Genomic DNA, 24,203 nt, shown 5'->3' with positions numbered 1-24,203 from the left:
GAAGAGGGGCGTCGTGAGGTAACCATCACTCAGTGAATCAAGCCGTCACCCAGAGACGGATGAGCTCCAGGAGCTTGTCGGTGTCCACGGGCTTGGGCAGGTAGTCGCTCGCGCCGGCGGCCATGCACTTCTCCCGGTCGTCCTTCAGGGCCTTGGCCGTCACCGCGATGATGGGGAGGCTGGAGTACTTGAGGTCCTTGCGGATGGCACGCATGGTCTCATAGCCGTCCATCTCCGGCATCATCACGTCCATGAGGACGATGTCGGTGTCGCGGTGCTGTTCGAGTATCTCGATGGCCGCGCGCCCGTTCTCCGCGAACACCACCTGCATGCCGTGGTTCTCCAGCACGCTGGTGAGCGCGAAGATGTTGCGCATGTCGTCGTCCACCACCAGCACCTTGCGTCCGGCCAGTTCGCTCTCCGCGTCGTTGCGCTGAGCCAGGGCGGCGCGGGCGCGCGGCGGCAGGTTCTGGTCCAACCGGTGGAGGAACAGCGCCGTGTCGCTCAGGAGCTGCTCCGGGCTCTTCGTCCCGCTCTTGAGGATGACGCTGCCGGTGTAGCGGCGCAGCCGGGCCTCGTCCTTGGGCGTCAGCTCCTTGCCCGTGTAGATGACGATGGGCAGGTCACGGAACCGGTTCTGCGTCTTGACCTCCTCCACCAGCTTGATGCCGTCGGTGTCGGGCAGCATCAGGTCAATCACGACGCAGTCGAACTCGCCCGACTCCAGGTTCTGGAGCACCTCCTCGCCGGTGGCGACCGCCGTCACCGCGACGTCACCGCCCTCGCTGAGCAGCTTCACCAGGCTGTCGCGCTGGACGTCGTCGTCCTCCACCAGCAGCAGCCGGCGCTCCTTGCGCTCCAGGAAGCTGGCGAGCTGGTTGAACACCCGCTCCAGGCCCTCCTTGCTGACGGGCTTGGTGAGGTAACCGAAGGCGCCCTGCGAGTTGCCCTGGTTCTTGTCCATGACGCTGATGACGTGCACCGGAATGTGCCGCGTGCGCGCGTTGCGCTTGAGCCGGTCGAGCACGCTCCAGCCGTCCACCACCGGGAGCTGGATGTCCAGGGTGATGGCGTGCGGCTGGAACTCGTTGGCCATGGACAGGCCGGTGTCGCCGCGCGTGGCCACCAGGGCCTTGAAGCCCTTCTCCCGCGCCATCTGCACCATGATGCGGGCGAACTTCACGTCGTCCTCGATGATGAGCAGGACGCGGTCCCCCTCGCGGATGTGGTCGCGGTCATCCTCCACGGCCACGGGCGTGAGCAGTGACTCGATGGGCGGCGGCAGCGCCGCGTCCAACACGTGGCCGCTGTCCGCCACGGGCGGCGAGGCGGGCGCCTCCCGGCGCGGCAGCTCGGGCGGCGGCGGCAGGCGGGGAACGGGCTCCAGCGCCGTCGGGATGGACGGGAGCGCATCCTCCTCCGGGAGGATGTACTCGGGCGGCAGGAACAGGGTGAAGGTGCTGCCGCGTCCGGGCTCGCTGGTCACCTGGATTTCGCCGCCCAGCAGCTTGGCGATTTCGCGGCTGATGGACAGGCCCAGGCCGGTGCCACCGTACTTGCGCGCGGTGGAGCCGTCCGCCTGCTGGAAGGCCTCGAAGATGAGGCGCTGCTTGTCCCGGGCGATGCCAATGCCCGAGTCCGTCACCACGAAGGCGAGCACCTGACGCGAGGCACGCAGCACCGGGTGGTCGAAGGGCGTGCCGGCCTCGGCCAGCTTCACCTTGAGCTGCACGCCGCCCTCGTCCGTGAACTTGAAGGCGTTGGACAAGAGGTTCTTCAGCACCTGCTGGAGCCGCTGCGGGTCGGTGCGGATGTGACGGGGCGAGCCGGGGCCCACCTCCACCGTGAAGGACAGGCCCTTCTGCTCCGCCACCGGCAGGAAGCTGCGCTCGATGAACTGGTTGAGCTCGGTGAGGACGATGTCCCGCGGCTCCACCTGCATCTTCCCGGCCTCCACCTTGGACAGGTCGAGGATTTCGTTGATGAGGCTGAGCAGGTCTCCGCCGGAGGCGTAGATGGTGTTCGCGTACTCCACCTGCTTGGAGCTGAGGTTGCCGTCCTTGTTGTCGGACAGCAGCTTGGCCAGGATGAGCAGCGAGTTGAGCGGCGTGCGCAGCTCGTGGCTCATGTTGGCCAGGAACTCGCTCTTGTACTTGGAGATGACGGTGAGCTGCTCGGCCTTCTCCTCCAGGCTGACGCGGGCGCGCTCCACCTCGTTGTTCTTCTCCTCGACGCGGCGGTTCTGCTCCTCCAGCAGCGTCGCCTTCTCCTCCAGCTCGATGTTGCTGCGCTTGAGCGCGTCCTGCTGCTGCGTCAGCTCCTTGGACTGGCTCTGGAGCTCCTGCGTGAGGTCCTGCGACTGGAGCAGGAGCTGCTCGGTGCGCATGTTGGCGATGATCATGTTCAGCACCACGCCAATGCTCTCCGTGAGCTGGTCCAGGAAGATCTGGTGGATGGCGCTGAACGGGTGGAACGAGGCCAGCTCAATGACGGCCTTCACCTCGCCCTCGAAGAGGACGGGCAGGACGATGATGTTGAGCGGCGAGGCCTCGCCCAGCCCCGAGGAGATGGTGATGTAGTCCGACGGCACCTGCTTGAGCAGGATGGTCTTCCGCTCCAGGGCGCACTGGCCCACGATTCCCTCACCGAAGCGGAACCGGTTCGCGATGTGCTTGCGCTCCCGGTACGCGTAGGTGCTGGTGAGCTTGAGCAGCGGCGTGCCCGCCTCGGTGCCGTCCACCAGGAAGAAGGCGCCGTGGTGGGCGGAGACCAGCGGCGTCAGCTCGCTCATGATGAGGCGGCTGACGGCGTCCAGGCTCTTCTGCCCCTGCATCATGCCGCTGAACTTCGCCAGGTTCGTCTTGAGCCAGTCCTGCTCCTGGTTCTTCTGCGTGGTCTCACGCAGGTTGACGATCATCTGGTTGATGTTGTCCTTCAGCGCGGCGACCTCGCCCTCGGCGACGACGGTGATGCTGCGCGTGAGGTCACCCTTCGTCACCGCGGTGGCCACGTCGGAGATGGCGCGAAGCTGGCTCGTCAGCGTGCCGGCGAGCTGATTCACGTTGTCGGTGAGCTGCCGCCACGTGCCGCGCGCGCCGGGCACGCGGGCCTGGCCGCCCAGCTTTCCTTCGATACCGACCTCGCGGGCCACCGTCGTCACCTGGTCGGCGAAGGTGCCCAGCGTGTCCGTCATGTTGTTGATGGTCTCCGCCAGCGCGGCGACCTCACCCTTCGCGTCCACGATGAGCTTCTGCGTCAAGTCGCCGTTGGCGACCGCCGTCACGACCTTGACGATGCCGCGCACCTGCGTGGTGAGGTTGGAGGCCATGAAGTTCACGTTGTCCGTGAGGTCCTTCCACGTGCCCGCCACACCCGGCACGCGGGCCTGACCGCCCAGCTTCCCTTCCACACCCACTTCGCGGGCCACGGTGGACACCTGCTCGGCGAAGGTGCCCAGCGTGTCCGTCATGTTGTTGATGGTCTCCGCCAGCGCGGCGACCTCGCCCTTCGCTTCCACGGCCAGCTTCTGCTTCAAGTCGCCGTTGGCGACCGCCGTCACGACCTTGACGATGCCGCGCACCTGCGTGGTGAGGTTGCGGGCCATGAAGTTCACGTTGTCCGTGAGGTCCTTCCACACGCCGGACACGCCGCGCACTTCCGCCTGACCGCCCAGCTTGCCCTCGGTGCCGACCTCGCGCGCCACGCGCGTCACCTCGGCGGCGAAGCTGTTGAGCTGGTCCACCATGATGTTGATGGTGTCCTTCAGCTCCAGGATTTCGCCCTTGGCGTCGACGGTGATTTTCTTCGACAGGTCACCGTTGGCCACCGCCGTCGTCACCAGCGCGATGTTCCGCACCTGCGACGTCAGGTTGGAGGCCATGCTGTTCACGTTGTCCGTGAGGTCCTTCCACGTACCGGCCACGCCGGGCACCGCGGCTTGACCGCCCAGCTTGCCCTCGGTGCCCACCTCCTTCGCGACGCGCGTCACCTCGGCGGCGAACGCGCGGAGCTGGTCCACCATGGTGTTGATGGTGCTCTTCAGCTCCAGGATTTCGCCGCGCGCCTCGACGGAGATCTTCTGCGACAAGTCCCCGTTGGCGACGGCCGTCGTCACCTTGGCGATGTTTCGCACCTGGTCCGTCAGGTTGCCGGCCAGCACATTCACGTTGTCCGTGAGGTCCTTCCACGTCCCGGCCACGCCGGGCACCGCGGCCTGACCGCCCAGCTTGCCCTCGGTGCCGACCTCCTTCGCGACGCGTGTCACCTCGGAGGCGAACGCGCGGAGCTGGTCCACCATCGTGTTGATGGTGTTCTTCAGCTCCAGCACCTCGCCCTTCACGGAGACGGTGATTTTCTGCGACAGGTCCCCGTTGGCGACGGCCGTCGTCACCTTGGCGATGTTTCGCACCTGGTCCGTCAGGTTGCCGGCCAGCACATTCACGTTGTCCGTGAGGTCCTTCCACACGCCGGACAGGTCCTTCACGTCGGCCTGACCACCCAGCTTGCCCTCGGTGCCGACCTCCTTCGCGACGCGCGTCACCTCGGCGGCGAACGCGCGGAGCTGGTCCACCATGATGTTGATGGTGCTCTTCAGCTCCAGCACTTCGCCCTTGGCGTCGACGGTGATTTTCTTCGACAGGTCCCCGTTGGCGACGGCCGTGGTCACCTCCGCGATGTTTCGCACCTGCGCCGTGAGGTTGTTGGCGAGCAGGTTCACGTTGTTGGTGAGGTCCTTCCACGTGCCCGCCACGCCCGGCACTTCCGCCTGGGCGCCCAGCTTGCCCTCCACGCCCACCGTGCGCGCCACGTCCGTCACCTGCTGCGCGAAGATGGACAGCGTCTGCGTCATCGCGTTGATGGTGTCCGCGAGCGCGGCGATTTCACCCTTCGCGTCCAGCGTCAGCTTCTGGTTCAGGTCGCCGTTGGCCACCGCCGTCACCACGCGCACGATGCCGCGCACCTGCGTGGTGAGGTTCACGGCCATGAAATTCACGTTGTCCGTGAGGTCCTTCCACACGCCGGACACGCCCTTCACATCGGCCTGACCGCCCAACTTGCCCTCGGTGCCGACCTCCTTCGCGACGCGCGTCACCTCGGCCGCGAAGCTGTTGAGCTGGTCCACCATGGTGTTGATGGTGTTCTTCAGCTCCAGCACCTCGCCCTTGGCGTCGACGGTGATTTTGCGCGACAGGTCGCCCTTGGCGACGGCCGTGGTCACCTCCGCGATGTTGCGGACCTGGTCGGTCAGGTTGTTGGCGAGCAGGTTCACGTTGTTGGTGAGGTCCTTCCACGTGCCCGCCACGCCCGGCACCACTGCCTGGGCGCCCAGCTTGCCTTCCACGCCCACCGTGCGCGCCACGTCCGTCACCTGCTGCGCGAAGATGGACAGCGTCTGCGTCATCGCGTTGATGGTGTCCGCCAGCTCGGCCACCTCGCCCTTGGCCTCCATCTTCAGGCGCTGGGTGAGGTCCCCGTTGGCGACCGCCGTCACCACCTTCGCGATGCCACGCACCTGGGTGGTGAGGTTCACGGCCATCACGTTCACGTTGTCCGTGAGGTCCTTCCAGGTGCCGGACACGCCGCGCACTTCCGCCTGACCGCCCAGCTTGCCGTGGGTGCCGACCTCGCGCGCCACGCGCGTCACCTCCGACGCGAAGCTGTTGAGCTGGTCCACCATGGTGTTGATGGTGTTCTTCAGCTCCAGGATTTCGCCGCGCGCGTCGACGGTGATTTTCTTGGACAGGTCGCCGTTGGCCACCGACGTCGTCACCAGCGCGATGTTTCGCACCTGCGTGGTGAGGTTGGACGCCATGTAGTTCACGTTGTCCGTGAGGTCCTTCCACACGCCGGCCACGCCCTTCACGTCGGCCTGGCCACCCAGCTTGCCGTCGGTGCCGACTTCGCGCGCCACGCGCGTCACTTCCGACGCGAAGGCGCGGAGCTGGTCCACCATGGTGTTGATGGTGTCCTTCAGCTCCAGCACCTCGCCGCGGACGTCCACCGTGATTTTCTTGGACAGGTCGCCCTTGGCGACGGCCGTGGTCACCTCACCGATGTTGCGCACCTGGGCCGTGAGGTTGTTGGCCATCAGGTTCACGTTGTCCGTGAGGTCCTTCCACGTGCCCGCGGCGCCGGGCACCTGGGCCTGAGCGCCCAGCTTGCCCTCCACGCCCACCGTGCGCGCGACGCTGGTCACCTGCTGCGCGAAGACGTTGAGGGTGTCCGTCATCGCGTTGAGCGTGGCGCCCAGCGCGGCGATTTCACCCTGCGAGGGCACCATCAGCTTCTGGGTGAGGTCGCCGTTGGCCACGGCCGTCACCACCTTCACGATGCCCCGCACCTGGGTGGTGAGGTTGGAGGCCATGAAGTTCACGTTGTCCGTGAGGTCCTTCCACGTGCCGGACACACCGGGCACCGCGGCCTGGCCGCCCAGCTTGCCTTCCGTGCCCACCTCGCGCGCCACGCGCGTCACTTCCGAGGCGAAGCCGTTGAGCTGGTCCACCATGGTGTTGATGGTGCTCTTGAGCTCGAAGACCTCGCCGCGCGCGTCCACGGTGATTTTCTTCGACAGGTCGCCGTTGGCCACCGCGGTGGAGACCTCGGCGATGTTGCGCACCTGGGCCGTGAGGTTGTTGGCCATCAGGTTCACGTTGTCCGTGAGGTCCTTCCACACGCCGGACACGCCCTTCACGTCGGCCTGACCGCCCAGCTTGCCGTCGCTGCCCACTTCCTTCGCGACGCGCGTCACCTCGGCGGCGAAGCTGTTGAGCTGGTCCAGCATCGCGTTGACGGTGGTGCCGATGCGCAGGAACTCGCCCTTCACGGGCTGACCGTCTATCTCCAGCGCCATCTTCTGGGTGAGGTCGCCCTGGGCCACCGCCACCAGCACGCGCGCCACCTCGGTGGTGGGCTGCACCAGGTCCCCGATGAGCGAGTTGATGGAGTGGATGCTGTTGGCCCAGTCGCCGCGCACGTCACCCAGCACCACGCGCTCGCCCATGCGGCCCTCGCGGCCCACCACGCGCTCCACGCGCACCACTTCCTGCGTGAGCGTGGCGTTGAGCGACACCACCGCGTTGAAGGCGCTGGCGATGTCCTCCATCACCGGATCAACGTCGTCCTCCGGAAGGCGCACGGAGAAGTCGCCGCTCTGCACCGAACGGAGCGCGACGAGCAAGGGCTGCAACGGGTGATTTCCCCGGCCCCGACCGCGCGTCCCCGAGGAGGCCCGGCCGTCACGGCGCGACGGCTTGGGCTCCGGCGCCTGGACGGACGCCGGCGCCGTGGAACGCCCCCGCCCTCGCTCGCCACTCAGGCGGTTGACGGGCTTGGACTCCCCCTGGCGGGAAGCTCCGTTCCCCGCGGACTTCCGCGCGGAGGCGCGCTTGCGGCCGTTGGACTGGGACTGGGGAACCTTGGTGTCGTCCACGCGAGAAACCTCTGATCGGGATGAACGCTGCTGGCTGACGGAAGCGGCGCCCGGACTGGGGCGAATCTCCAGGGAGTTCGCGGGCTTGTCGATTCAATGCCGGCGTACGAACCCCTGAACGTCCGCCAGTGGACACAGTGCGCGGGAGGTTCGGACACACCGTGAAAGACGCGAGCCCTTCGCGCCTCCTACCAACATCTCAGGGTGCGGGGGCCGTGCACGGAAATCCGTCGCAGCCGTGCACGTAGAGGGGCTGTCCGAGGAGCCTCCGGGCGGGCGCTCCGAGCGGACGCTCGGCGGGCTCGGACATGGCGGTCCGCAGGTCCACCGAGAAGGCCTGTCCCTCCTCCCCCTGCTGGACACATCCCACCAACACATGCTCGGGACTGTGGAGCCACCACAGGCCGTCCGCCACGCAAGGCACTTCGCTGGGGAGCGGCGCGAGCGTCCGCGCCTCGTAGAACTGGAGCGCGTTCCCCGCGAGCACGGCCGCGTAGGCGCCCTCCGCGCCCACGGAGAGGCGGGCGTCGGTGTCCGGAGGCACGGCCACCTGCCCCAGCACGGCGCCGTCGGGCGCCACCGAGACGAGCTGCCCCTCCGCGTCCAGCGCCAGCACACCGCTGGCGTGGCTGACGAGCGTCACGGGGGAGAAATCCCCCACCCGTTTCGGCGCCGCGCCGTCGTCCCGCCAGAGCGCCCCGGCCTGCGACCACCAGAGACGGTTCTCACCATCGAACGTGATGGCGCGCACGCCCGCCCTGGAGAGGACACGCGAACCGCCCGTCCGCGCGCAGACCGCCACGGCCTGCGCGCCGTAGACAGCCGCGCGCGAGCCGTCCGGGGAAACGGCCCAGCCCAACCGCGGGCCATCCATCAGTCCCGAGAGACAGTGGTTGAGGTTGCCGAAGGCGGGATCCGAGATGGGCGCGGAGATGAGATAGGGCAGGCTGGTGGTGGCCACGTAGATGAGCAACCCGAGCCCGGCGGCGAACGCGATGGTGAGCGGCCACGGGCCCGCGCGGCGCCCTCGGGCCCCCTTCGCGGAGGCGCGCGCCGACTTGCCTCCAAACACCGGGCTGTCCCGTCCACTCACGGCGGCGGCTCCTCGCGGCGGCACTCTCGCGTCACGAACCTTCCGGGCGATATCCACCCCTGCCCGGCCCCTCGTTCCACTTCGGTTCCGCAGGACAGCACAGAACGGGGCCGAACGGGGGCCATCTCATGGCGCGGCGGAAAGGAGGCAACGGCCCGCATGGCCGGGAGGCTCGCCGGGTGAGGCGCCCCCTGGAGCCCTCCTCCTGCGCGGCCCATGACGCTGGCTGTTCGGAAATGTCGGGGGTTTGTGGCGCGAAATGTCCCGACATTTCCGAACAGCTCGCGTCAAAGTCGGGCCCGACGCCACCCAGGGACGCTGGCCTGAAGGTTGCTCATCGGACGGGGACATGCGCGGAAAACGGGTCTTCATCGTCATGGCGTGGCTGCTGGGCATCGGGCTCGTGGTGCCCTTGGCCGCGGTGGAGTGCGTCTACCGGACCGCGCTCTCGCGGGTGCCCGCGCTGCCCCAGAAGGTGACGGGTCCCTCCCTGCCAGCGGCCTGGAACCAGGGAGCGTGGGTTCACAGCGAGCACACCGCGACGCTTCGCGTGCACCCCGTCTGGCCCAGCACCGTCATCTTCACGTTGGCGAAGGGGGTGCTTCACGAGCCCCCGTCGCGAAGCACGCGTGACGACGCATATCCCCCGGGCTTCAAGCTCGCGAAGCTCGTCGCCCGCCTGTGGTCTCATCAGCTTTCGAATGAATACAAGCGGGCCCCTGGCGCACTCGAGCAACTGGCGCTGACGCTCTGGCTCACGCGGAACTGGAGCGCGGAGGAGTTGCTCGCCTTCGAGGCGCACCACCTCTGGTTTGGTCGGCGCCTGTTTGGCGTATCCGCCGCGGCGGACGCAATGCTGAACAAGGACATGGCCCAGCTCGACCATTCGGATGTGGCCTTCCTGCTCGCCACCTCCGAGAAGTCCTGGGACGTCGAGTGCGACCCCGACCGGCTCCGGCGACGGCGTGACGCACTGCTGGAAGGGTTGGCCGCGGCGGGCATGGTGACGCAGGCGGAAGCCGAGGCCGCACGCCTGGCGCCCTGGCCCCTGGCGTCGACCGCCGCGGGCGCGTTGTGCACTGAGCGCTGAGGAGCGCTTTGGAGGCCGCCTCGCGCCGCCTTTCCGGCGCCAACACTCCCATCGTGCGGCCAGACTCCTGATTGTCCGCCTGGTGCCACGCTTGCCGCCTCGCCCCCGGGCCTCACCTTTTCCAAGCCACGGGAAAGGAACCGACCATGCGACGCGCCATCACCCATGCCGCCCTGACCTTCAGCCTTCTCTCGTCATCGGCCGGGCTCGCCCAGGTAACGGGCGGTGGCTCGACTGGCGGGACAGCTTCCGACGGAACACAGGGGACGTATTACGAGCCAGGCAACTTCACGCCGCCGCCCCAGCTCACGCCCAGCAACTCGGGGGGAACCCCAATGGGCACGATTGAAACCAATACGGGTGCGGAGCCCGCCGCCGCACCGCCCGCCGGCGCGACGCGGAGCAACCCGTTGGAGGCCACGACGGGTGGCACGTGGCAGCCGGGGGCGGCTTCGAACATCGCCGGCGACACGAGTGGGACCGGGATGTACGCGCCTTCGGCCACGGGCGCGACGAACCCATCGGCGGGCAGTGGCACTGGCGGCTCGGGCTTCTCGGATGCGAGCACGAACACGACGACAGGCTCTAGCTCCGACCTGAGCGGCACGGAGGCCGCCACCTCGGCCGACGTGAGCGGAGACACCGCGACCGGTGGCAGTGGAACCCAAGCGGGCACCACCTCGTCCGACGTGAGCGGAGACACCGCGACCGGTGGCAGTGGCACCCAAGCGGGCACCACCTCGTCCAACATGAGCGGAGGCACCGCGACCGGTGACAGTGGCACCCAAGCAGGCACCACCTCGTCCAACGTGAGCGGAGGCACCGCCACAGGTGGCAGTGGCACCCAAGCGGGCACCACGCCGAGCGGCACGGCTGGCACCACCTCGTCCAACATGAGCGGAGGCACCGCGACCGGCGGCAGTGGCACCACGACAAGCGACTCAGCGGTGGCGGCGCCCCGTCCCGCGAATCCAACGGGCACACGCGGCGGCACGGCGGCGGCGCCCACCGAGGGTGCCGTGCCGCCTGAGAACCTCGACCAGGAAGTCGCCCGGCTTCGTGCGCAGGTCCAGCGGCTTGAACGCGAGGTGGACACCTTGCGTCGCACGGACACGGGCACGGGCGGCTCGGGCTCCCGTGCCACCGTGTCCGACGCGGACGTCGGGTCCACGGTGCTGGCCAGCGTCGTCATGCAGGGACAAGTGGCCTCGGTCGGCAAGGACCGCATCGTGGTCCGCGACGCCGAGTCCGGAGCCACCTTCAACCTCTTCGTGACCAACACCACCCGCATCAGCGCCAACGGCAGGCGCGTGTCCCCGCAGCAACTCTCCGAGGGCACGCCCGTCCAGGCCGCGTTCAACTACATCGCGGATGGCGACACGTACGCCACGCAGATTCAGGCGTACCCGGGCCGCCAGCGCTGAGCCTCGCGCTCACCCGCCCCGCTGTTCCTGGGCGAAGCGCTCGATGCGAGCGATCGCCAGCACCATCTTCTGGCGCGCGGAGCTGTTCGCCGAATGCAGCTGGACCCGTGGCGGCACGAAGCCACGGGTCGCCACGGCCTCCTCCAGCCACAGCAGGACGTCGTACCCCGTGCCGTGCGCGTCATCGCCCAGGTCGTGGTCCAGGCTCAGCTCCGTCACCTGCCCGCTCTCCAGCAGGGAGATGGCCTCCTCGGGCCACCACACGCGCACCCAGCCCTCCGGCGTGGCGCGCTCATCGTCCAGATAGACTTTCATCGCAGTCTCTCCTCCAAGCCCGGTACCGCGGCGCCCCAGGGACGCACCTGGAGCGCCCTCCCTGAAACCCGTGCCTCACCGCGGCGAGACCAGCCCGTCCAGACAGGCCATCGCCTTGCCGATGTACTCGAAGAGCTGGGGGTCCAAGCCGTGCTTCGAGGCGGCGGCGGGCTCCTGTTGATGCATCGCCGACAAGGCCCGCTGGATGCCGGGGTCTCCTCCCGTGAAAGCCGTCAGCAGCTCGCGCCAGCGCGCCGCCAACGCGCGCACCGGCTCGCTCGTGGGGTCCGTGCCCTGGTCCATCTCCGCGCGGACGCGGGCGATGAGCTGGGGCCACTCGGCTTCGACCTGACGAATCGCGTCCTCGCCCAGGGCCTCCCGGCGAGCCTGCAACTGCTGAAGCTGCTCCGGCGTGCAGTGCTTCTCGAACATGCTCCGCACCTCATCCCGCCACGGAAGTGTGGCGCGATGAAACAGGTACGGCCTCACGCCGCGTGAGGCTCAAGCGACACGTCGCGAAAGACAGCCCGTCGCGTGCTCAGCGCTCGTCGTCCGAGGCGCCACCCGCGAGCTTCCGCAGCTTCGCGGCGAAGGGGCTCTCTTCTCCGGCCCGCAGCGTCCCACCCGCCATCCGCTGACGCCGCGCCGCCGCGAGGCCGCCCTCCGCAGGCCCTTCCAGGGACTCCTTCTCGAAGCGGTCCTGCCCACCGAGGGCGCGACCCACCGGGCGAGAAGCGATGACACGGCGGTTGATGTTCACGGACACGAGGGCACCTCACGAAACGAAGCGACGCCTGTCGATGCTACCCCACCCCGGGCTCGCCCGCAGCGCCACCGCGCGTCATGTCCGCCGGCCCCCAGGCGCCCTCCGGGTCCTCCAGCGCCGCGCCGATGTGACGCAGGACCGCGGCCACGTCCTCCACGCCGATGACTCGCGCGTCCCAGGTACAGGTGAGGGTCATCACCTTCCCGACAGCCAGGGTGCCCGCGTCCAGCACGGGCTCGGTCCGCACCGCGCCCGGGGCCAGCAGCAGCGGCACCCGCGTGTACGGCACCAGCGCCACGTAACCGCGCTCCAGTCCCAACGAGCCGAGGCTCGTCACCGCCACCGAGCCGAACGGGTCCCACGGCATCCCCACCCACCGAAGGTCCACGTTCAACGTGAACCAGACGAAGGACAACAGCCGCAGCGCCAGTCCCATCAAGAAGCCCGGGATGCGGTACGAACGGCGCTTGCCGCGCTCGATGACCGCGTCCCTGCGAGCACGGACCGCGTCGATGCGTGAGGCCATCGCCTCCGCGAAGGACGCGAGCGACAGCGCATCCGCGCGATGCACCGTCGCCGTCGTCAGGTCGGCGCGCCCCGTGTCTCCCGGCTGCACCACCAGCACGCAGACGCCCACGTCCTTGCGCAGGAAGGGCCGGTTCCACCGCAGCAGCACGTTCGCATCCGGGTGGCGGCGAAGCGCGTCCGCGGCGACCTTGGCCACCAGGTGAGTCACCGTGAGACGCTGTCCCGTCCGGCCCTTGTGCGCTTCGAGGAACGCGAGCGCCCGCTCCATGCGCACTTCCACGGCCGCATAGGCACTGGGGTCGCCCGAGGCGCGCCACGTCCCCAGGGCGAGCTTCCGGAAGGCACCGGGTGGCGGTGTGGGCTGAAGGTCGAGGTGCACGCGCGACGTCCGGCTTCGCACGGAGTTCGCGCTCCGGCAACTCCCACCAGGGCACGGGCCCCTGCGCCTCGGCGGCCTCCCTGTTAGACAGGGGCTCCCCTCCCCCGAGGCCCCCGACATGACACCCATTGCCCTGGCCCTGTCTCTCGCCCTCCAAGCCGCGCCAGCTCCCAAGAACATGCCCACCCCCGCCACTGAAGCCCTGACGACTTCGACCCGTGAATGGCATGCGCAGCGCATCGAGCGCCTCCAGGCGGAGGACGGCTGGCTCACCCTCGTGGGCCTGTTCTGGCTCGCGGAGGGCGAGCAGTCGGTGGGCTCGGCGCCAGGGAACGACGTCCCCTTCCCGGCGGGCACTCCCGCGAAGCTGGGCACCTTCACCCGGAAGGGCGGCACCGCCCAGCTCCAACCCGCACCGGGCGTCGTCATCACCCGCAACGGACAGCCCTTCACGGGTGGCGCGCTCCAGACGGACGAGAAGGGCTCACCGGATGTGCTGAAGCTCGGGAGCGTCAGCTTCCAGCTCATCCTCCGAGGCGACAAGCTGGGCGTGCGCGTACGGGACGCCAACGCCCCCGCGCGGAAGGCGTTCCACGGCATCCCCACGTACCCGGCCAGTCCCCAGTGGCGCGTCGAGGCACGCTTCGAACCGGCGGAGACGCCTCGCACCATCCAGGTGCCCAACGTGCTCGGCACCGTGGAGGAGATGAAGGCCCCAGGCATCCTGGTCTTCACCGTGGATGGCAAGGAGCACCGGCTGACGCCCGTGGAGGATGGCTCGGGCGGGCTCTTCATCATCTTCGCGGACCCGACGAACCGGGACACGACCTACGGCGCGGGCCGCTTCCTCTCCGCGGACATGCCCAAGGAGGGGCGCGTGGTGCTCGACTTCAACCGCGCCTACAACCCGCCCTGCGCCTTCACCCAGTTCGCCACCTGCCCGTTGCCACCGAAGGGCAACCGGCTCGCGCTGCGCGTGGAGGCTGGCGAGAAGCGGTACGCCGACCACTGAGCGCGCGCGGGGACCCCGCGTCCGCGCGTGGACGCTCGGTGGCCATGAGGCTGGCGCATTCACGGGTGCGAGGACATTAATCCGTGCATGCGCGCCTCTCTCCCCTTGTTGTCCGCCCTCGTGGTGCTCGCACTGTCCGCCTCCGCCTGCCGCAGGAGTCAGGCCCAAGGCACCGCGTCCCCTCAAGACTGCATCCTCGTGAAGGACGACTGGGGGCAGGACGGCACCGTGCCCTTCGAGGTCGAGGTCGTCGCGAAGGGGCTCGAGACGCCGTGGGGCATCGCGTGGCTTCCAGGGGGTGACGCGCTCGTCACCGAGCGCCCCGGCCGCATCCGACTGCTCAAGGACGGCGCGCTCCAGCCACAGCCCGTGGCGACCGTGCCCGTCGCGGACGCCGCGGAGGGCGGACTGCTGGGCATCGCGCCGCATCCCGACTTCGCGAGAAACCGCCAGTTCTACATCTACGTCACCACCGACGCGGGGGGCACCGAGGAGAACCGCATCGAGCGGTGGACGCTGTCCGAGGACCACGCCACCGCGACACTCGACCGCGTCATCTTCGGCGGCATCGCCTCCGCCACGTACCACGATGGCGGACGGCTGCGCTTCGGGCCGGACGGGATGCTGTACGCCGGCACCGGCGACGCGCGAGGCCCGGACCGCTCGCAGAACGCGAACGACCCCGCGGGCAAGCTGCTGCGCCTGACGCCCGAGGGCCAGGTGCCGCAGGACAATCCCACGCCGGGTTCACCGGCGTTCCTCACCGGCATCCGCAACCTCCAGGCCTTCGACTGGCGTGATGACGCCACGCTGTACGTGGTGGACCACGGCCCCAGCGGCGAGACGCTGCGCCGAGGCCATGACGAAGTGAGCGTCGCCCGCCGAGGGGACAACCTGGGTTGGCCAGGCATCTATTCGTGCGAGACGCGCTCGGGGCAAATCACCCCGTCCATCACCTACGCGGATGCGATGCCTCCCGGCGGCGCCGCCATCTACACGGGCACGGCCATCCCCGAGTGGAAGGGCTCGCTGCTCATCGGCACCCTGGGCTCGCGCCACCTCCAGCGCGTGGAGTTCGCGCCGGACTCGCACCGCGTGGCCCGCCACGAGGTGTACCTGCGCAACACCCACGGCCGGCTGCGCGAGGTCCTCATGGGCCCGGATGGCCACCTCTACGTCACCACCAGCAACTGCGATGGCCGTGGTGACTGCGGGCCCGACAAAGACCTCATCCTCCGATTGAAGCGCTGAGCGCCGAGGCCACGCCTTTTCCGGAGGCTCCAGTCCGATTGGAGCGTGCGGAGCACCGGGGGGCGAAGCGCCCCTTCGGAGGCTCCGGCCAAGCTGAAACGCTGGGCACCGGAGCTGCGCGCCGCTTCGGCGGCCCCAGTCCAATTGAAAAGCGGAGTGCTGGGACAAACCCTTCGGAGGCTCCGGCCAATCTGAAGCGATGGGTACCGGAGCCACGCGCCGCATCCGTGGCTCCAGTCCGATGGAAAAGCGGAGCGCCGGGACCAATCCCTTCGGAGGCTCCGGCCAATCTGAAGCGCAGAGCACCGGAGCCGCGCGCCTTCGGAGGCGCCGGTCTGTATGACGGGCGGCCAGGGCCTCCGCGCCCTCAGAGGAAGATGCCGCCCGAGGCTTCGATGCGCTGCCCCGTCACCCATCCGCCCTCCGGCGCCAGCAGCGCCGCCGCGATGCCGCCGATATCATCGGGCAGGCCCACGCGGCCGAGCGCCGTCTGCGCGGACAGCGCCTTCTTCATCTCGGGGCTGTCGCGAACGGCCCCATCCCGGAAGTCCGTTTCCACCGGGCCCGGCGCGAGCACGTTGACCGCGATGCCGCGCGGCCCCAGCTCCTTCGCCATGTATCGGGTGAGGGCTTCCACGCCCGCCTTCATCGCCGCGTAGGCGGCGTACCCCGGGAAGGTGAACCGCGCCAGCCCCGTGGAGATGTTCAGGATGCGCCCGCCATCCGCCAACACGGGCAACAGCCGCTGCGTGAGGAAGAACGCCCCCTTCAGGTGGATGTTCATGAGTTCGTCGAACTGCGCCTCGGTGGTCTCCGCGAAGCTGGCGTGGATGCCGATGCCCGCGTTGTTCACCAGGACGTCCAGCCGCTCGCGGCCGAAGTGACGACCCAGCTCCGTGCGAACGCGCTCCACGAACGCGTCGAAGCCCTTCGTGTCTCCCACATCGAGTTGGAGCGCCACCGCCTTGCCGCCCGCGGCTTCAATCTGCTTCACGGTCTCCGCTGCCTCCGCCGCGCCGCCACGGTAGGTCAGGAGGATGCCCGTGCCGCGCGCAGCGAGATGGAGCGCCATGCTCCGCCCCAAGCCACGGCTTCCTCCGGTGATGAGTGCCACGCGCGTCGGGTTCGAGGTGCCCATGTCGATTCCTTTCGGGAAAGCGCGGCGCTTCGCACCGCACACGTCCATGAATAGTGGGCAGCCCCCGGGTTGAGAACGTGGCGACCATCCGACACACTGTTTCGATTGGAGAAACAATGCGCATCGACCTCGAGTCGCTGAGTATCTTCGTCAAGGTGGCCGAGCTCGGCAGCTTCACCCGCGCGGGCGAGCAGCTCGGCATGCCGAAGGCCCGGGTGTCCCTGCGACTGAAGGCGCTGGAGACGGAGCTGGGCAGCCAGCTCTTCCAGCGGTCGACCCGCGTCGTGCGCCTCACGCCGGAAGGGGAAGAGCTGCTCCCCCGAGCACGGCGGCTGGCCCAGGAGGCAGAGGAGCTGGGGACGATGTTCCAGGGCGCGCGCGGCCTGCGCGGGCGCGTGCGCATCGACCTGCCGGTCAACATCGCGCGCGACATCATCCTCCCCCGGCTCCCCGAGCTGCTCACGCGGCATCCCCAACTCGAGGTGCTCATCAACACGACGGACCGGCGCACCGAGCCCTTCCGAGAGGGCTTCGACTGCGTGCTCCGCGTGGGCGCCCAGGGAGACCCAGAGCTGGTGGGCCGCAAGCTCGGCATCTTGCGGATGACGAACTACGCCAGCGCCGCCTACCTGCGGAAGTACGGAACACCGCAGCGGCTGGAGGACCTCGACCGACACTTCGTCGTCCATTACGACCCGGGGCTCGGCGCGGAGACGCCGACGTTCGAGTACCCCCACGAGGACGGCTACCGCGAGCTCCCGATGCGGAGCATGGTGACGGTCAGCAGCGTCGACGCCTACGTCTCGGCCTGCCGTGCGGGGCTGGGCATCGTCCAGATACCCCGGCTCAACGCGCGTGAGCGCCTCCGGGAGGACACGCTCGTCGAGGTGCTGCCAACGCTCACCTGCATGCCCATGCCCGTCTCGCTCCTGCACACCTACGGCAGGAGCGTGCCGCGCCGGGTCCGCGTGGTGATGAACTGGCTCACCGAGCTGCTCGACCAGTCCCTGGAGACATACAAGGGCTGAGGGCTCAGCCGCCGAGCTGCTGGAGCAGCCGCTCCGCCTGCTCACGCACTTCCTCGGCCCCCAGCGCCATCGCCTGCTTCGCGTGGTGCGCGGAGGCCGCCTTGTCCGAGTGGAAGGTCCCCAACGCCATGTTGAGGTGCGTGCCCGCATCGTTCGGATGCGCGGCCAGCACCGGCGCCAGCAGCGCGGGGACCCGCGAGTGCCCGTTCTCCTGCATCAGCACCACGGCCAGGTCATTGGTGGGTCCGGGGTCCGTCGGCACCGACGCGGCGGCCTCTTCCAGCAACTTCAACGCAGGAGCACGCTCGCCAAGCGCCAGGTGCATCTGCGCCAGCGCGTGCTGCGCCTGCCAGCTCCCAGGTGCCTGACGCAGCACCTCCGCGAAGAGCTCCTTGGCCTCCGCGAAGCTGCCTGCGCTCATCAGCGACAACCCGTGCAGGTAGACGTAGTTGAGGCTCGCGGGCTCCAGCTTGCGCAGCTCCAGCGCCACGCGCTTGGCGCCCTCCGAACTGCCAGCGGACAGGTACAGCTTGAACAGGTCCTCCAGCACCGCGCGCTGGAGTCCGCCCTGGGCCTTCTCCAGGGCTTGGGTGCCCGCCTGGATGGCCAGCCCGAGCTGACCGCACGCGGCGTGCGCCCGCGACAGCATCAACAGCGGCATCGCCTCGTTCGGCGCGCCTTCGGCGGCCCGGATGAAGTGCGACACCGCACCGTCCGGCTCGCCTTGCTGGAGGCGGATGCGGCCCAGCTCGAAGTGGACGTGGGTGCTGGCGGGAGAAATCTGGAGCACGGACTCGTAGGCGGCGCGCGCGCCAGCCAGGTCACCGCGCTCGAACAACAGGGAGCCCAGGTTGAAGCGCTCGAAGTAGCCCGCGGTGGGCGCAGTGGCCAGCGCCTTGAGGGACTCCAGCGCCTCCGCGTTGCCCGCCTGGGCCCGCAGCATGGCGAGGTGCGCCTGCGCCTCCGTGTGGTCCGGCTTCACCTTCAACAGCCGGAGCACGGCCCCTTCCGCATCCGCGGCGGCGCCGGTGCTCAGGTACGCACGCACGAGGCCCAGGAGGCAATCCACGTCGTCCGGATCGATGGAGAGCCCCTTCTGGAAGCTCTTCACCGCATCCTGGGTCAGCCCCATCTGGAGGGAGCGCCCACCTTCCCGAGCATGCGTCGATGGCATGCTTCAGGGTCTACCACGGGGTGACGAGTCCCGGCAGTTCGCGGAGCAGATTGCCCGCGTTGACCTTGCCTGCAAGCTCGACCCCCACGCCCACACCCACGGCGGCATAGGCCTTCGCCTTGAAGTGCGTGAGCCCGGCCTCGAACTCGGCGCCCGCCATGGCCCCCGCGGCGAAGGTCACCTTGGCGTCCGCGTTGGCCACGTTGCGGCCGTTGACGCCGACCTCGATGTTGCCCGACAGGCTGCCCTTGGCGCCCGCGAAGCCCTCGGCGCCGACCTTCACCTGGACGCCGTCCTTGCCCACGTTGAGCTTCAGCTTCAGCTCGCCGTTGGCGCCCACCTGGCCGTCCGCTCCCAGCTTGACCTTGATGGTGATGTCCTCGCCCTGGACCCGGACCTTGAACTCCTTGGTCGCGCTGGCGCCCGCCTTCACCAGGTTGGCGTCAATCTTCAGGTTCAGGTCGATGTCGATGCCCTTGAGGCTCGCCTTCGCCGAAGCGCCACCCTCCACCTTCAGGCTGGGGCCCTGGAAGTAGGCATCCGTCTGGATGCCGCCCGGGCCCGTGCCCTGGACGCGCTTCTCCTTCGCGCCCCACTCCTTGCTCTTCGCCGGAGAGTTGGCCTCGAAGAGGTTGACCTCACCCTTGCGGTCGATGCCCTGGGACTTCGTCTCCTCGGTGCGGGGCTTCTCCGTCTTGGTGATTTCCCGTCCCTTGCGGCTGGTGCGCGTCTGGGTCGTCTGCGTGGTGGTCGTCTCGTTGTTGCTCCGCGTCGTCGTCGTCGTCGTCCGGGGACGGTTCGGCTTCGGCATCTCCCGGGTACGGCTCAGCTCCACGCTCTGGCTGTGACCAGCGCTGCGGATGGAGTTACGACGGTCGATGGGGGCCATTTCACACTCCGGACGGGGGAGACAACACTCACAGCAATTCTCGGCGCGGCCTGCCGGAAGTTGCTTCCCCACGTCCAGGCAGGGCGATCACCGTCGGAGGGCCGCCGCGGCGATGCCCGGAACCTTCAGCCAGGAAGGCGACAGCTCGAAGGCGACCAGCCGCTTCCCCAGCTCCCGCGTGCCCCGATGCCCGGGGACCCAGGGCGGCGCCGGCAGGTTCGTCAGCGGCGCCCGCAGCGCGGCCTTCTCGATGGACTCCAGCATGGAGGTGTTATGGACCCACCCCAGGCCGCTCTGGATGTCCCGACGGTGGGCCGTCGGATGGCCACCCCAGGGGAGCGACACCAGCGCATATGCGGCGGCGGGCCACGTGTTCACCGCCACCGTGCCGTAGCGCAGCTCGCGGATGGCGCGCTCCACCGCGGCGCGGGCGGCCGGGTCCTTCAGTGTCTCGGGGTGGACGATGAGCGTGGCGTTGAGCGTCCCCCACACCTGGGTGTTGAGGAAGGACACCACCTGCTCCAGGAAGGCCGCCGGGTCGTCCGTGCCGGGCAGGCCCGTCTCCGACAGCACCGTGCACCAGGGCTCCTGACGGAAGACGCGGTCGCTGGACTGGGATGGATCCACGTCCGCAATCAGCGCGTAGGGCAGCTCGCCCTCCGTGGCCGTGCCCACGAGCTGCAGGTTCGAGCGCCCTTGGGTGAACTGCGTCCAGCGCTGCGCCGCGCCCGGGTAGTACGCGCGACGCACGGCGGCATGGCCCAGACCGTGCCGCACGCCGTCCACCAGCTCCGCCCGGCGAGCCCAGGTCTTCGGCTGCACCAGCAGCTTCGCCGCGTTGCAGTTGAAGGACGCGTTGTTGGCCACCATGCCGGCGATGTTGTCCGCCTGGAAGCGCAGCTCCCCTTCGGAGTACGGGCCGGGCACCACCACCACGGGGGAGATGTTGCCCAGCTCGCTGGTGAAGGGCTTCCTCAGCAAGGGCTCGTCGCGAGCACGCCGCGCCTCCGCTTCGGGGCCGGGCGGGCCCCACACCAGCGCGTCATGCGTCGCGTCGCTGCCCGTGACGTGAACCTCGTCCACGGCCGGGTGGTTCACCAGCGCAGCGCCTTCCTCGCCGCCGCCGTACACCACGGCGAACACATCCAGCCGTGAGAGCGGCGCGAAGGCCTGCTCCAGGAAGGGCCCCAGGTAGGCGTTCACCGGGTTCATCTTCAGCACGCACGCGGTGCCCTCGACGAAGAGCTTGTAGAGACAGTCGGCGGGCGGAATCGAGTTCACGTTGCCGCCGCCCAACACGGCACACACGCGGCCCTCGTGAGGCTTCCGGTAGAAGGACGCCTGGTGCTCGCGGAGGTTGGACGCCGTCACGCCGGGCTGGAAGTAGACCTCGCCCACGTTGCGCGGCAGCAACATGCCGTCCAGCGCGTCTCTCGGATAGAGGCGCGCAGCCAGGCGGCCATCCTCCAACGTGCGCAAGCGTGACGCGGGAATGTGGGGCACGCCGTGGCGCTGGATGTCCTTCAGCGCGTCCACCAGCAGCCGCAGGTTGCGCAGCACCACCATGGGACCGGCCAGCCACTCCTCGCCAGCCAGGGCACTGTCCGGGTCGATGCCTTTCGCCTCGCACGCCGCGCGGACACTCGGTTCCGCGACGGCGGCATAGGCTTGCCGGAGCGACTCCAGCACGGCGATGCGCTCCGGGACACTTCGCTTCACCCAGGCTCGCGAGCCCTCCTTCACCCGCTGGACCGCGGCGTCCAGCGTGCTGGCGGATGTGGGCGGGGGCACGGCGGCACGGTGCATGGGAACCTCCGGAGACAAGACGCGCCCAGGGTAGAGGGCGCGTCCGCCGGCGTCATGAGGCTCCCGAGGCCACCGTCATCAGGTGGGCATCGGCTGGCCCAGTCCCTTGCGCAGGGCCTCGTCGATGAGGCCGTTCACCTTCTTCTCGGCCTCCTCGATCTGGGTCTTGTGCTTCGTGCTCAACTTCACCTGCTCCTCGTGGAGGCCGTGCTGTTTCTCGCTGAGCGTGTGCTGCTCCCGGCTCAGGACCTCCATCTTCTTGGCCAGGTCGGCCATCTTCGACTCCAGCGCCTTCATCTCCTGCTCCAGCGTGGCGTCCTGCTTCTTCAGCTCGGCGCGGCGGCGGGCGCGGTCGGCCTCGGGCAGCGAGTCCAGGCGCGACTCCTCGATGTGCAGCCCCGCCTGCTGATGGGCCAGGTCTCCGAGCTTGCGCCCCAGGCCACCCTGCTCATGGCCCAGCGTCGCCTGCTTCTGACCGAGCGCCGCCTGCTCCTGTCCCAGCTTGCCCTGCTTCTCGCCCAGGTCCGACTGGGCCTTGCCCAGCTCGCGAGAGCCGGACAGCGCCTCGCGCACGTTCTTCAACGTGGCCGCGTCGCGGATGATGAAGGCCTCGCCCTTGCGGCGGACGAACAGGATCTCCTTGTCCTTCTGCTTGAAGGTGCGCGCCAGCTCGAGGTCCACGCTGCTGCCGTTCATCATCGCCATGCCGTCCGCGAGCAGGACGTAGCCACTGTCCGGTGAGCCCGATGGCGGCGTCGGAGGCGTGGGCGGCGTCGGAGGCGTGGCCGGCGTACGCGGCGTAATGGGCGTGGTCGGCGTAATGGGCGTGGGCGGCGTCGCGCCGAGGTACTTCACGGTGCCATTGAGGCGCCGGTGGGTGACGACAGCGACGCGCGGCGGAGACGGAGGCGTGGGCGGCGTCACTCCCGGCAGTGGAATCGGAGGCATGGGTGGCAACACACCGGCCGGCGGCGGCGGCGGCGGTGGCGCGGGGAGTTCGGGCAGGTCCGTCACGTCGGTGACGGCGAGCGTGGAGCCCGGGGCGGAGGAGAAGATTTGAACACGCCGCACCACCTTGCGCTCGGACTCGGTGGGATTCGGGGCAGCGGCGGACTCAGCGGCGGGCTTCGGCTCAGTCGCAGCTTTGGACGCAGCGGCGACGTTGGGCACAGCGGCTGGGTTCGGCTCAGTCGCGGCTTTGGACGCAGCGGAGCCATGAGTCCCAGCAGCGGACTTGGGCGAAGCAACAGGAGCCGCCTTCGAGGGCGACGCAGACACCACGGGGGCGGTGGCGGCCGACGAGGCTCCAGCCGCCCCAGTTGCAGGCGACTCCGAGGGCTTCGGCGACGAGGCCCCCGCCTCACGGGCGACCACTTGGAAAGGCACCAGCGCCGCGACGCCCAATGCGGAGAGCGCCACCTTCAACAGGCGCCGGGAACGGGAAGAAACGGCCTCGACGTGCTCCAGCATGCTCAACCTCCTGTGCAACGCATCAACATGGGGGGACGCACCGAGCGCCGCGGCCGTGCCGGGAGCCCTGGCGATACCAAAGGCGAGAATCAGCTCGCCGTAATCAGCGGGCTCGGCGCCCGTGAGGCGGAGGGCCTCGGCGTCACAGGCTTCCTCACGAGCCAACGCGTATTCACGTGCGGCACGCCGGGCGAGCGGATGAAAGAAGAGCAGCGACTCCGCCAGCGCGGGCACCCAACCGAGCCACAAGTCACCCCGGCGCAGATGGGCCAGTTCGTGCGCGAGCGCCATGCGCAGTGCCTCCACGGGCAAGCGCCGCACAGCCTTCGCGGGCAACACCACCACCGGAGTCCGAAGGCCCGTGGCCAACGGACTGCGCACCGAATCGGAGACCAGGAGCGCGGGCACACGCCGCAGCCCCGCGGCAGCGGACAGCTCGCGCACTTCCGACTCGAGCACTGGATGAACCAGTGGCTGGGCGCTCGCCAACAGCCGGCGCATCGCGATCCCGCCCTTCACGTGGCCGCGCACGTGCCACAGAACACCCGCGACCCACATCGCCAGCAGGAGTCCCGTGACGCCGCCCACCCATGGCGAACGTGCATCCGCCGCCCCGCGTGTCACGGCACCGTTGTCCACCACAGCCGCAGGGAACGGGCCCCGGCCAGAACCCGCGTGGGCATTCCGCGCCATCGCAGCACCGCTGCCCATCGCGCCCGCGGCGGCATCGCGCTGAGACGAAGCCGCATCGAAGTCACGCGCCATCGCAGCACCGCTGCCCATCGCGCCCGCGGCGGCGGCGCGCTGAGCCGAAGCCGCGTCGAAGTGACGCGCCATCGCAGCACCGCTGCCCATCGCGCCCTCAGCGGCGTCGTGCTGAGGCGAAGCCGCGTTGAGATCACCCTCCAACTGAGCGCGGCTGCCCGCAGCCGCACCGCGTCGACCAGAGCCCACCTCGGAGTCACGCCCCAGCGCGTCCGCAGCGACGTCCCCTACAACCCAAGGCGTGCCTGAGAGGCGCCCGGCGGCGCCACCAGAGTCCGTCCCATTCGCGACGGACACATCCCAGAGATGGGACACACCCAACGAGCGCCCCGGCGCGGCAACCGTGCCCGTCGCCTCCACGCCTCGCCCGGTGACATCACTCCACCGCGCCTCCACCCGAGCCCACGCGTCAGCCACCGAGGCCGGCAGCACGGGCAGCGACACGGAGGGCAGCCACCCCAGCGTCACCACGAACTTCAACGCCACCAACCACCAGAGTCCCGCGCGCAGGGACGCGGGCAGCTTCGGCCATGCTCGGCACAGCGCCCACACCAGCGCGGCGCACAGCGCGCCCTGCCATGACGCCCGCCACAGACTCGAGGACGCCCACTCGCCCACGTGAGAAAGCCAGACCGTGCCCATCTGC

General features: G+C 69.2%; 16 protein-coding genes. 5 read left to right on the top strand and 11 right to left on the bottom strand.

The features are described from left to right. Positions 1–37: 37 nt before the first annotated feature. Positions 38–7,429: a HAMP domain-containing protein gene (locus tag A176_RS00560; protein WP_044890551.1), complete on the bottom strand. Its 7,392-nt coding sequence runs from the start codon at positions 7,427–7,429 to the stop codon at positions 38–40. Between the two features lie 199 nt (positions 7,430–7,628). Continuing rightward, a complete protein-coding gene (locus A176_RS00555; RefSeq protein WP_002637467.1) occupies positions 7,629–8,522 on the bottom strand; it encodes a hypothetical protein in 894 nt (297 codons plus the stop codon). A gap of 349 nt (positions 8,523–8,871) precedes the next feature. On the opposite strand from A176_RS00555, the gene A176_RS00550 reads away from it, so the two are divergent. Together A176_RS00550 and A176_RS39530 are read left to right on the top strand one after the other, a co-directional pair. Next, positions 8,872–9,612: a transglycosylase domain-containing protein gene (locus A176_RS00550; RefSeq protein ID WP_002637468.1), complete on the top strand. Its 741-nt coding sequence runs from the start codon at positions 8,872–8,874 to the stop codon at positions 9,610–9,612. Positions 9,613–9,758: 146 nt separating this feature from the next. Continuing rightward, positions 9,759–11,036: a hypothetical protein gene (locus A176_RS39530; protein WP_021781453.1), complete on the top strand. Its 1,278-nt coding sequence runs from the start codon at positions 9,759–9,761 to the stop codon at positions 11,034–11,036. Between the two features lie 9 nt (positions 11,037–11,045). Here the strand turns inward: A176_RS39530 and A176_RS00535 are convergent, their stop codons facing one another. From A176_RS00535 to A176_RS00520, 4 genes are all read right to left on the bottom strand, one after another. Further along, a complete protein-coding gene (locus A176_RS00535; protein ID WP_002637471.1) occupies positions 11,046–11,351 on the bottom strand; it encodes a cyclic-phosphate processing receiver domain-containing protein in 306 nt (101 codons plus the stop codon). A gap of 75 nt (positions 11,352–11,426) precedes the next feature. Next, positions 11,427–11,783, bottom strand: coding sequence for a TipAS antibiotic-recognition domain-containing protein (locus A176_RS00530; RefSeq protein ID WP_002637472.1), 357 nt, complete (start codon positions 11,781–11,783; stop codon positions 11,427–11,429). A gap of 106 nt (positions 11,784–11,889) precedes the next feature. Next, entirely contained in the window at positions 11,890–12,117 is a 228-nt protein-coding gene (locus A176_RS00525) for a hypothetical protein (protein WP_002637473.1), read from the bottom strand. Positions 12,118–12,154: 37 nt separating this feature from the next. After that, positions 12,155–13,045 carry a 2-oxo acid dehydrogenase subunit E2 gene (locus tag A176_RS00520; protein ID WP_226994130.1) on the bottom strand — a complete coding sequence of 297 codons (891 nt, stop codon included), beginning with the start codon at positions 13,043–13,045 and terminating at the stop codon, positions 12,155–12,157. A 97-nt stretch (positions 13,046–13,142) separates the two neighbouring features. Here A176_RS00520 and A176_RS00515 point away from each other — a divergent pair, with 97 nt between their 5' ends. Beyond that, entirely contained in the window at positions 13,143–14,036 is an 894-nt protein-coding gene (locus tag A176_RS00515; RefSeq protein ID WP_002637475.1) for a DUF1684 domain-containing protein, read from the top strand. Positions 14,037–14,123: 87 nt separating this feature from the next. Further along, the gene (locus tag A176_RS00510; protein WP_002637476.1) at positions 14,124–15,287 is read left to right on the top strand and encodes a PQQ-dependent sugar dehydrogenase; all 1,164 of its coding nucleotides are present in this window, start codon (positions 14,124–14,126) and stop codon (positions 15,285–15,287) included. Between the two features lie 367 nt (positions 15,288–15,654). Here the strand turns inward: A176_RS00510 and A176_RS00505 are convergent, their stop codons facing one another. Next, positions 15,655–16,425 carry an SDR family NAD(P)-dependent oxidoreductase gene (locus tag A176_RS00505; RefSeq protein ID WP_002637477.1) on the bottom strand — a complete coding sequence of 257 codons (771 nt, stop codon included), beginning with the start codon at positions 16,423–16,425 and terminating at the stop codon, positions 15,655–15,657. Between the two features lie 116 nt (positions 16,426–16,541). Between A176_RS00505 and A176_RS00500 the strand changes: the two genes are divergently transcribed. Further along, entirely contained in the window at positions 16,542–17,453 is a 912-nt protein-coding gene (locus tag A176_RS00500; RefSeq protein WP_002637478.1) for a LysR family transcriptional regulator, read from the top strand. Between the two features lie 4 nt (positions 17,454–17,457). On the opposite strand, the gene A176_RS00495 is transcribed toward A176_RS00500, so the two are convergent. The 4 genes from A176_RS00495 to A176_RS00480 all read right to left on the bottom strand — a co-directional run bounded on the left by A176_RS00495 (position 17,458) and on the right by A176_RS00480 (position 24,199). After that, on the bottom strand, positions 17,458–18,627 hold the full coding sequence (locus A176_RS00495; protein WP_044890552.1) for a tetratricopeptide repeat protein: 1,170 nt from the start codon (positions 18,625–18,627) through the stop codon (positions 17,458–17,460). A gap of 10 nt (positions 18,628–18,637) precedes the next feature. Next, on the bottom strand, positions 18,638–19,516 hold the full coding sequence (locus A176_RS00490; RefSeq protein ID WP_002637480.1) for a hypothetical protein: 879 nt from the start codon (positions 19,514–19,516) through the stop codon (positions 18,638–18,640). Between the two features lie 87 nt (positions 19,517–19,603). Then, on the bottom strand, positions 19,604–21,322 hold the full coding sequence (locus A176_RS00485; RefSeq protein WP_002637481.1) for an aldehyde dehydrogenase: 1,719 nt from the start codon (positions 21,320–21,322) through the stop codon (positions 19,604–19,606). A gap of 78 nt (positions 21,323–21,400) precedes the next feature. Further along, on the bottom strand, positions 21,401–24,199 hold the full coding sequence (locus A176_RS00480) for a M56 family metallopeptidase (protein ID WP_021781454.1): 2,799 nt from the start codon (positions 24,197–24,199) through the stop codon (positions 21,401–21,403). Positions 24,200–24,203 lie beyond the last annotated feature (4 nt).

The sequence above is a fragment of the Myxococcus hansupus genome, assembly GCF_000280925.3.
GTDB classification, from domain to species: domain Bacteria; phylum Myxococcota; class Myxococcia; order Myxococcales; family Myxococcaceae; genus Myxococcus; species Myxococcus hansupus.
Note: the sequence above shows the minus strand (reverse complement) of the source record. Positions and strands in the feature narration are given on the sequence as shown.

Bases quoted from the DNA above. Each gene is read 5' to 3' on its own strand.
- A176_RS00550 (WP_002637468.1), top strand. From the start codon at position 8,872: ATGCGCGGAAAACGGGTCTTCATCGTCATGGCGTGGCTGCTGGGCATC.
- A176_RS39530 (WP_021781453.1), top strand. From the start codon at position 9,759: ATGCGACGCGCCATCACCCATGCCGCCCTGACCTTCAGCCTTCTCTCG.
- A176_RS00535 (WP_002637471.1), bottom strand. From the start codon at position 11,351: ATGAAAGTCTATCTGGACGATGAGCGCGCCACGCCGGAGGGCTGGGTG.
- A176_RS00530 (WP_002637472.1), bottom strand. From the start codon at position 11,783: ATGTTCGAGAAGCACTGCACGCCGGAGCAGCTTCAGCAGTTGCAGGCT.
- A176_RS00515 (WP_002637475.1), top strand. From the start codon at position 13,143: ATGACACCCATTGCCCTGGCCCTGTCTCTCGCCCTCCAAGCCGCGCCA.
- A176_RS00510 (WP_002637476.1), top strand. From the start codon at position 14,124: ATGCGCGCCTCTCTCCCCTTGTTGTCCGCCCTCGTGGTGCTCGCACTG.
- A176_RS00505 (WP_002637477.1), bottom strand. From the start codon at position 16,425: ATGGGCACCTCGAACCCGACGCGCGTGGCACTCATCACCGGAGGAAGC.
- A176_RS00500 (WP_002637478.1), top strand. From the start codon at position 16,542: ATGCGCATCGACCTCGAGTCGCTGAGTATCTTCGTCAAGGTGGCCGAG.
- A176_RS00495 (WP_044890552.1), bottom strand. From the start codon at position 18,627: ATGCCATCGACGCATGCTCGGGAAGGTGGGCGCTCCCTCCAGATGGGG.
- A176_RS00490 (WP_002637480.1), bottom strand. From the start codon at position 19,516: ATGGCCCCCATCGACCGTCGTAACTCCATCCGCAGCGCTGGTCACAGC.
- A176_RS00485 (WP_002637481.1), bottom strand. From the start codon at position 21,322: ATGCACCGTGCCGCCGTGCCCCCGCCCACATCCGCCAGCACGCTGGAC.
- A176_RS00480 (WP_021781454.1), bottom strand. From the start codon at position 24,199: ATGGGCACGGTCTGGCTTTCTCACGTGGGCGAGTGGGCGTCCTCGAGT.